7 protein-coding genes are annotated in these 8,732 nt (G+C 39.3%); 4 read left to right on the top strand and 3 right to left on the bottom strand.

Annotation, left to right across the window (positions count from 1 at the left end; genetic code table 11):
• Window positions 1-61 precede the first annotated feature (61 nt).
• The 4 genes from D0T49_RS05120 to D0T49_RS05105 all read left to right on the top strand — a co-directional run bounded on the left by D0T49_RS05120 (window position 62) and on the right by D0T49_RS05105 (window position 5,226).
• A complete protein-coding gene (locus tag D0T49_RS05120; RefSeq protein ID WP_163629518.1) occupies window positions 62-787 on the top strand; it encodes a hypothetical protein in 726 nt (241 codons plus the stop codon).
• Window positions 788-1,173: 386 nt separating this feature from the next.
• Window positions 1,174-2,766: a glycoside hydrolase family 31 protein gene (locus tag D0T49_RS05115; protein WP_163629517.1), complete on the top strand. Its 1,593-nt coding sequence runs from the start codon at window positions 1,174-1,176 to the stop codon at window positions 2,764-2,766.
• A 47-nt stretch (window positions 2,767-2,813) separates the two neighbouring features.
• Window positions 2,814-3,857, top strand: coding sequence for a tyrosine-protein phosphatase (locus tag D0T49_RS05110; protein WP_163629516.1), 1,044 nt, complete (start codon window positions 2,814-2,816; stop codon window positions 3,855-3,857).
• A 469-nt stretch (window positions 3,858-4,326) separates the two neighbouring features.
• Window positions 4,327-5,226 carry a cation diffusion facilitator family transporter gene (locus tag D0T49_RS05105; protein WP_163629515.1) on the top strand — a complete coding sequence of 300 codons (900 nt, stop codon included), beginning with the start codon at window positions 4,327-4,329 and terminating at the stop codon, window positions 5,224-5,226.
• Window positions 5,227-5,283: 57 nt separating this feature from the next.
• Here the strand turns inward: D0T49_RS05105 and D0T49_RS05100 are convergent, their stop codons facing one another.
• The 3 genes from D0T49_RS05100 to D0T49_RS05090 form a co-directional block, all read right to left on the bottom strand.
• Complete coding sequence (locus tag D0T49_RS05100; RefSeq protein ID WP_163629514.1) at window positions 5,284-6,249, bottom strand: hypothetical protein; 966 nt, start codon at window positions 6,247-6,249, stop codon at window positions 5,284-5,286.
• Entirely contained in the window at window positions 6,242-6,946 is a 705-nt protein-coding gene (locus D0T49_RS05095; RefSeq protein WP_163629513.1) for a rhomboid family intramembrane serine protease, read from the bottom strand. Before D0T49_RS05095 ends, D0T49_RS05100 begins: the two co-directional genes overlap by 8 nt.
• Window positions 6,947-7,055: 109 nt before the next feature.
• Entirely contained in the window at window positions 7,056-8,417 is a 1,362-nt protein-coding gene (locus D0T49_RS05090; protein WP_163629512.1) for a dipeptidase, read from the bottom strand.
• Between the last annotated feature and the right edge of the window lie 315 nt (window positions 8,418-8,732).

The following is an 8,732-nucleotide window of genomic DNA, read 5'->3' as shown; positions in this document are numbered from 1 at the left end:
GAATTTTATTCCTCTCCCTCAGATGCCTGGCAACTACCCATTAACTACAAAAAAAGAAACAATGAAAAAGACATTAATAGTATTTGTATTAGCAGGAATCTGTTTTTTTCTGATAAGCAAGTTAATTTTCGATTCAGATAAAGAAATCCGGACAAGCGAGACAGAATCATTAATTGTTCTCAGCAAATCAGACGTCTCTACAAATCCGGTAGATATATCTGTGTACGCATCGAAACCTACAGAAAAGAAAATTAAGTCCGGTGGTTCCAATGCTTTGCCTGTTTATAGCAGACAATCGGAAAAGAGTTCGTCTTCCGCTTCCAATGGAGATAGGGGTAACAAGTTGAATACGACAATGAAGTCTACCAGTAGTATATCGCTTTTAAAGCAATCGTCTAAATACGACGTAGCGATAGAAACCTATGACTCCCCTGTAGCCGACTATACCTATCAGCCAACATCTGATAGATATAAGAAAATCAAGAATCAGGAGATAATAGGCTCAGCCTCTCCTGTTGTACTTTCTCGTTCATCACGAAAGGACTCTCCAACAGAAATTGTAACTACTAATATAGCTTTTGCTGCTGTTCGTAGCAGTCACAATATTCTGGCGGATGACACTCCTCCCCCTGCCGGAGATTATGTTGACCCCGGTTACACTCCTCCTCTCAACGAGATAGAAGGTCCTTTATCCCCTGCAATGGGAGTATTGTTGTTGTTTGCAGGTATATATCTGATGATTAATTTATTCTCCCGTAAAACGCTTCTTAAGAAGAGTGATAAGTAAGAGGATTAAGAAATAAAATTATGGTTATAACATAATTTTTATACACAAAACCCTATTATGCAGACAAATAAAGATAATGATATTTTTAATGTCTATTCTTTATTAGTTTCATAATTCATTCAATTCGACTTATAAGAATAGTTGGTTATTCTTTTTTTATAAGTATTCTGTTCATAAACTGAGACCGCCCTGTAGTGATTTACAAGGCGGTTCTTGCTTTTGGTACTAATGGCCTTGTCTAACACTTACACTTTATCCTCCGTGTTTTTATGATGTTTTAAATGATATTTAAGATGTTATCTCAAACAATCCGAATGAAAATCTTGTTTTTTTATGTAAGTTTGTAGGATAGACAAACATTTTATAAATTTAATAATTGGTACTTCATGAAAAAACTCGTTTTACTTTTCTGTGCGGGCTTAGTCGCTTTTTCGTTGTTGGCACAAAATGTTTATGAAACTCAAATCACATTCGAAAAAGATGAGTATTGGTGGGGAGGGGCTGTTGGCTTAGGGGCAAAAATGCCATATACTCAGCCTTTGGCTGAATTTGATTTGGCATTGCAGAATAATAATAATCAGGTAGTTCCATTTTTTCTGTCGAACAAAGGACGGTTTATTTGGAGCAATTTGCCGTTTAAGTTTGAGGTGAAAGATAATTCTATTATCGTGAAATCTCAGTATGAGGAAATAACCGTGGAAAAAGCGGGAAAAACTCTAAAGGACGCATATCTGGCAGCTTCGGGAAAATACTTTCCGCCTTCGGGAGTTCTTCCTGACGAACTGTTCTTTACAATGCCTCAGTATAATACATGGATTGAGCTGATGTATAATCAGAACGAAACAGACATCATGAATTATGCACAAAGCATTGTTGATAATGATTTTCCGGTAGGGGTGCTGATGATAGACGACAATTGGCAAAAGTATTACGGTAATTTTGATTTTAAGCCTGAAAAATTTTCAGACCCTAAAGCGATGATAGACAAATTGCATGCTATGGGATTCAAAGTTATGCTTTGGATATGTCCTTTTGTTAGCGCTGATAGTCCGGAGTATCGCGATTTGGCGGCTAAAGGATATTTGATAAAGAGGAAAGGGACTAATGAGCCTGCTGTAATAAACTGGTGGAATGGGTATAGCGCATGTTACGATTTGACAAACCCTGCTGCAAAGGATTATTTCATCGCCCAGTTGAAACAGATGCAGCAAACGTATGGTGTCGACGGATTCAAGTTTGATGCAGGGGATAATCAGTTTTATAATCCTGCTTATATCGATAGTTATAAAAAAGATGCTATATCGGTAGACCATACAATGGCATGGGCAGAATTGGGTCTGGAGTTTCCATTCAATGAGTATCGTGCAGGATGGAGAATGGGAGGTGAGGCGTTGGTACAACGACTGGGCGACAAGGATTATTCGTGGAAAGCTGTTCGGTCGTTAATATCCGAGATGCTTGCTGCCGGAATGTTTGGCTACGCCTATGCTTGCCCCGATATGATAGGAGGAGGGCAGTTTACTTCTTTTCTGGGAATTGACGATAGCGGTTTTGATCAGGATTTAATAGTGCGTTCTACCCAAGTACATACGTTGATGCCAATGATGCAGTTCTCGGTTGCGCCTTGGAGAATTTTGAACGAAGAAAATCTTGAAACAGTTCGCAAGGCGGCTAAACTGCATGTGAAAATGGGCGATTATATTATAGCACAGGCTAAATTGTCGTCGCATAGCGGAGAGCCTATAGTGCGCCACATGGAGTACGCTTTTCCTAACGAGGGCTTTGCTACTTGCGTAGACCAGTTTATGCTGGGCGATAAATACATGGTAGCCCCTGTAGTGGGTGCCGAAAACGTAAGGCAGGTTAAGTTGCCAAAGGGAAGATGGAAAGATGAACAAGGAAAAGTGTATAAAGGAGGGAAAACTATTGAGTTTAATATCCCGATGAACAGGCTCCTGTATTTTGAGAAATTGAAATAGTACTTTAAATAACTGTTTCTGTAAACTTTTTGAAAAACAACCTGATTATGAAAAGAGTAGTAATTTATTTTATGATTTTGGGTGTGTGTGGCTTTGCTGCCTGTACCCAAAAAACAACTAAAGCTATGTACGAAGGAAATGACATTAGTAATGAGGCTAAGATTCTGCGTGACAAACAGACAAAGGCTGCAACCTTAGAGGTAAGTACAAAAGGGAAGTGGAAAATTTATGCCGGAAAGAGTGTTGAAACTATTGATTTCTCCAAGCCTTTGCTGGAAGGTGAGGGTAGCGGGGTTTTCCCATTGAATGTGAGTAACACGGAAAGAAGTTATTTTCAGTTTGCGACGGATGACGGAAAAGCTATTTTAGCTGAAAGGCATTTGCCTATGACCGGAGGTTTTAATTTTCGGGATATTGGAGGTTTGAAAACGAAAGACGGTAAATATGTGAAATGGGGCAAGATATTACGTTCGGATGACCTTTCTACACTGACTGATAGCGACCTTGTTTATTTGCAAAGTATTCCCGTACGTACGGTTATTGATTTTCGGTCGCAGAGCGAAATTGATATGGCAAAAGATAAGTTGCTTGAGACTGTTACGCTATACCGCAATCTGAATATTGAGCCCGGAAATATAATGGCAAGCAATCTGGAATTTGATGTAGATACGGTAGATTTCGACCAATTGATGCTGGAAATGAACCGCGCTCTGGTGGGCGATAGTATGAGCATTGTACGATATACCGAGTTTTTCCATTTGCTTCAGAACGAGGATGTTATTCCGCTTATGTATCATTGCTCGGCAGGAAAAGACCGTACCGGTATGGCTACTGCGCTTATCCTTTTCTCGTTGGGAGTGGATGAAGGTGCCATTCTGAATGATTACCTGTTGTCGGCAGAGTATCTGAAAGATAAATATGCAAAATATGTGGAGTTTTATCCAAACATTGAACCACTGATGACTGTGAAGCCTGAGTTTTTGCAAGCGGGTATTGATAAGATAAAAGAAGATTACGGCTCGGTCGAAAATTACCTGACAGATGTTCTGAAAGTTGATTTGAATAAGATGAAAAAGATGTTCCTCTATTAGTCCTCTTTATTCTTAGTAACTGTAAGGAAATTAGATCGCTTTTTAAAAATCCTGCCTTTCAGGCATGAAAAAATAGCTTGCTATTATACATAAAAGAATAATTAAAAACACTGAATACATGGCAAAAAATGTCGAATGTTTTTTCAACCTGTTATAGGCACTTTTCTGACCTTGTCCGGTGAGCCGAAAAATAAGAGCAGGCGGCGTTAAAAAATCTTCCCTGTTTGAGCGACGTGAGGAGCGAGTTTGGAAGATTNTTTTAGCCGTCAAACGCTAATTTTTCGTGCGAAGCGGGCATAGTCTTGATTTTTTGTTCCTTTTGCATCAAGGCAAAAGGAAGTAGATGATTTAAACAAAAATATTAAATATCAGTAAAATACTGGTTGCTATTCAGTTTTTTGTCATGTACTAAATTAAAAACATTAGATCAATTTTCTAACAGTTATTCACAGATAAATGATTTCTCTGTATGGCGCACAATCACAATCATAGCCACGACCATAAGGATGTAAAAAACATCAAAGTAGCTTTTTTCCTGAATCTGTCTTTCACCATTATAGAAATAATAGGAGGGATATTAACCAATAGTATTGCTATACTCTCTGATGCTATACACGATTTGGGAGATAGCCTATCGCTTGGTCTGGCCTGGTATTTTCAGCGCTTGGCTAAAAGGGGCAGGACTAATTCGTACTCGTACGGATATAAACGCTTTTCTTTGCTTGGGGCTATAATCAATTCTATTGTATTAGTTGTGGGAAGTGTTTATATACTTTCGGAAGCTATTCCCCGTATTTTTTCGCCTCAGGAAACGCATGCAGGTGGTATGTTTATTTTAGCTATTTTCGGGGTGGTGGTAAATGGCGCTGCCGTTTTGCGTTTGCGCAAAGGCAGTTCGATAAATGAGCGTGTCGTGTCACTGCATTTGCTCGAAGATGTGTTAGGCTGGGCTGCCATATTGGTTGGTTCTGTTGTAATGTATTTCTTTGATGTTCCCATTATCGACCCTATCTTGTCGATAGCTATCGCATGCTTTGTGTTTTATAATGTTTTCAGGAATATCCGCCAAACAATGCGTATAGTGTTGCAGGGGATTCCCGAAAATATAGATATGGAGCATGTGGTAAAAGCTATTGAACAGATAAAGGATGTGGAAAATATCCACGATTTGCATGTATGGTCGATGGATGGCGAGTACAATATACTTACGGTACACGTAACGTTGAAAGAGGCTTTGGCTATGGATAAGTTAGTGGGGTTAAAAATAGAGATACGTTCGCTCTTAAATAAAGAGAATATTCAGCATGCTACTATTGAGTTTGAGACTCTTGATGAGCAATGCGTGTTTGAGAATTGTAGTGACGAATAAAAAAATGCACCGGTTTTCGAGAAAGCCGGTGCATTTTTTTTATAGTATTTTTTCTTTTTATTTTTTTGATAAATAGCTGAATATACGCTTTCTGTTTTCAACCATTAAGCTAAGAAGTATGGATAAGGCAACTCCGATACTAATGCTTATTAATAAACATTTCGTGCGGTTGTTTTTTGCCTGAGGATTCACTACGAAGCCTGTGGGTAGAACTACCGGCTCTGTGAAGTTTACAAATTCTATTTCATCTTTCAGCAATTGATTTTGAAGTCCCAGCATGTCTTCGTAAAACAGTTGTTTCCTTTGGTCGCCTACATATAGCCTGTTGTAAGCCATTTGTAATTGTAAATCGCTGTTTCTGAAATAAGAGAATTTGGCAAGGCTGTCGAGCCTGTTTATTTCGGCGTCGGTAAGTTCTATTTTCTTTGCCAAATTTGCTTTCTTCGTCTGAAACTCGTATTGCAGGCGGTCGTTCGTGTTGAAGTAGTTTACAAATGCACTTTCAAATACAGGAAGTTGGCTTACATTTTTTGTTTTTATCCTGAAATATAAGCGGTTATGCATTCTGATATTTATAGTGTCGGTCAGGTCGTGTTTATGTTTAAAATCCACCACGTCAGGAGTGCTGTCGTTCAAAAAGTCAATGACATAGAACGACTTTATTTCCAAGATATTTCGTGTTATGCTATCGGGTAATGATAATTTGGCCGACAATGTGGAAGAATTACTCAAGGGAGACGCAGTTTCCAGTTGCGACGATACTTCTTTTACTGTTTGTGCTAAACTGCCATTGAGTATGGCCATCGCATCGGCTTCATATCTCCTTACCGAGTGGCGGCTCAGGTATAAACCGCATAGGATGCACAATATAAGTATTATGGATGTGAGTATTTTGTGGCGGAAGAGTAAGCGTGTTACTTCTCCCAATAAATTTAATAAGCCGAGTCCGATTTTTTTTAACCAATTGAAAAAACTCTTGATTAACTCCAGTAAGCTCATTTCTTTTTCGTCTTTCTTATCCATAAAAATTTAACGTTATATCTGTATTATTGGTTTCTTTTTCTGCTTTTATTGCTTCATTGTCATCTTCTTCGTCATCCCATATTTTCACAGGTTTTTGCGGGCCTTGTTTTCTGAAAATTATTGCCAGTATTATTCCCGAAACAGCGCCGGACAAATGCCCCTCCCACGAGACAGGGTCGTAAGGCTGCCAAGGCAGAAGATGCCATACGATATTTCCATACAAAAATACAACAATTAATGAAATAGCGATTAACGGGATGTGTTTTCGTATAATTCCACTTACAAACAAAAAAAATGTCAAAGCATAAATAAGCCCGCTTGCACCTATATGCCAGTTTTCCCTGCCTATAATCCAAAGCAGCATTCCGCTTGTAACATAAGATAGCAACAGTACTTTGGTGGCAATAGAGTTGTAAAAATAATATAAAGTGGAGGATAGAACAAATAATGAGATTATATTATTAAATAAATGTCCCCAGTCGGCGTGGACAAAAATCATTGTGAAAATTCCCCATATATTTCCCGCTTTGCGGGGAAATACTCCTGCCGTGTGAAAATCCCATCCCATTCCTTTCTCCAGAATGAAACATAAAAATATGGCTAATACCAACAAGAAGGGTATTACCAAAGAATACAGAAAATGTTTTTTTTCTGTATTCGTCTCCGGAAGATTTTCGTTTGAATAATATTGTACCAAGCGGGAATGCTTTTAATGTTAAGTTGTTGAACTGCTGAATTGTTAAACTAGCGAATCGGCGTTTAAGCCATTGATTCAACATCTCGACGGTTTAACAATTCAGCGTTTTTTACAACGCAGCTACTTCTTCGTAAAAAGCAACAATTGTCTCAATTCCTTTTTCGAACAACTCGACCGAGAAATTCTCGTTAGGAGAATGTATTGCATCCGATTCGAGCCCGAATCCCATTAGTATCGGCTTTACACCAAGTACTCTTTCAAATACAGGTATTACCCCGATACTGCCTCCGCTACGTACCGGAAGTGGCCTTTTGCCGAATACTTTTCCGTACGCTCTTTCGGCAGCGCGGTATATATCAGAGTCGATAGGGCATACATAGCCTTCGGCACCGTGCAGCCACGATACTTTTACATCTACATACTCCGGTGCTATCTTGGTGATATAATCGGCTACTATTTTCGATATTTTCTCCGGTTTCTGATTTGGTACCAAGCGGGTTGATAGCTTGGCATACGCTTTTGCCGGCAGTATGGTTTTGCTGCCTTCGCCGGTATAGCCGCCCCATATACCGCACACATCCAGCGATGGGCGTATTCCCGTACGCTCGATAGTGCTGTATCCTTTTTCGCCAAAAACTTCTTTTATGTCCAGACTTTTCTTGTAAGCATCTTCATCAAAAGGAATTTGTGCTATCAAATCGCGTTCTTCTTTCGATACTTCTTCCACATCGTCGTAAAAATGAGGGATGGTGATTTTCCCGTCATTATTAATTAGTTGTGTTATTATTTTTGACAGTTCGATAATTGGATTGGCCACAGCACCGCCAAAAAGCCCCGAATGTAAATCGCGCGAAGCAGCGGTAACCTCAATTTGCCAATATGCCAGCCCCCGCAATCCGGTTGTGATGCTTGGCGTGTCTTTTGCCAGCATGCTGGTGTCGGACACTAATATGGTGTCGCAGGCAAGCAATTCTTTGTTAGCTGCGCAAAAGGCTTCGAGGTTGGGCGAACCGATTTCTTCTTCCCCTTCCAACAGAAATTTTACATTGCATTTCAATTGGTTTGTCTTTGCCAGATATTCAAATGCTTTGGCATGGATGAATGACTGCCCTTTATCGTCGTCGGCCCCACGTGCATATATTTTGTTGTTTCTTATTTGGGGCTCAAATGGTTTCGATTCCCACTGCTCAAGCGGCTCTGCGGGCATCACATCATAATGGCCGTACACTAAAACGGTAGGAAAGTTCTTATCCAATATTTTCTCGCCATATACAACGGGGTTTCCTTTTGTTGGTAAAATCTCGGCGGTATCGGCTCCGGCTTCCAACAGTAACTCTTTCCATCTTTCAGCACACTTTTTCATTTCAGGGAGCTTGTCGGTATGGGCACTAATGCTGGGGATGCGAATCAGAGAAAAAAGTTCTTCCAAAAACCTGTTTTTGTGTTGTCCGATGTATTCTTGAATTTTCATATTAATAATTTTATTTAAAAATATACGTTTCTGTTTATATGACTAATACTCGCAAATATAGTGAAAACCGAATACAGAGTCAAGCTTGCCTGAACTATGCTGAGGTGCATCCTATATTCAGCAAATATAAGGAAAATATAGACAAGATAAATTGCTTTTATTGCATTTTTTGGTAAGTTGGCAATCGGTTTGTTTGTTTTTAAGTTTTTCAGTACTTTTGTCAATATTTGCATAGTATAACGAGGTGGTTCGGGGGGAGCCGATGAGCAAGTTTGCGCTTTCTGTATATCCCGAACGAATTTCGTCAAAAAATAG

This window comes from Paludibacter sp. 221 (genome assembly GCF_010501035.1).
Lineage (GTDB): Bacteria > Bacteroidota > Bacteroidia > Bacteroidales > Paludibacteraceae > QVMH01.
The sequence above is the reverse complement of the archived record's forward strand: the minus strand, read 5'-3'. Positions and strand labels throughout refer to the sequence as shown.

What these genes read in the sequence shown, in the direction of transcription:
- D0T49_RS05120 (WP_163629518.1), top strand. Translation starts at nt 62, where the DNA reads ATGAAAAAGACATTAATAGTATTTGTATTAGCAGGAATCTGTTTTTTT.
- D0T49_RS05115 (WP_163629517.1), top strand. Translation starts at nt 1,174, where the DNA reads ATGAAAAAACTCGTTTTACTTTTCTGTGCGGGCTTAGTCGCTTTTTCG.
- D0T49_RS05110 (WP_163629516.1), top strand. Translation starts at nt 2,814, where the DNA reads ATGAAAAGAGTAGTAATTTATTTTATGATTTTGGGTGTGTGTGGCTTT.
- D0T49_RS05105 (WP_163629515.1), top strand. Translation starts at nt 4,327, where the DNA reads ATGGCGCACAATCACAATCATAGCCACGACCATAAGGATGTAAAAAAC.
- D0T49_RS05100 (WP_163629514.1), bottom strand. Translation starts at nt 6,249, where the DNA reads ATGGATAAGAAAGACGAAAAAGAAATGAGCTTACTGGAGTTAATCAAG.
- D0T49_RS05090 (WP_163629512.1), bottom strand. Translation starts at nt 8,417, where the DNA reads ATGAAAATTCAAGAATACATCGGACAACACAAAAACAGGTTTTTGGAA.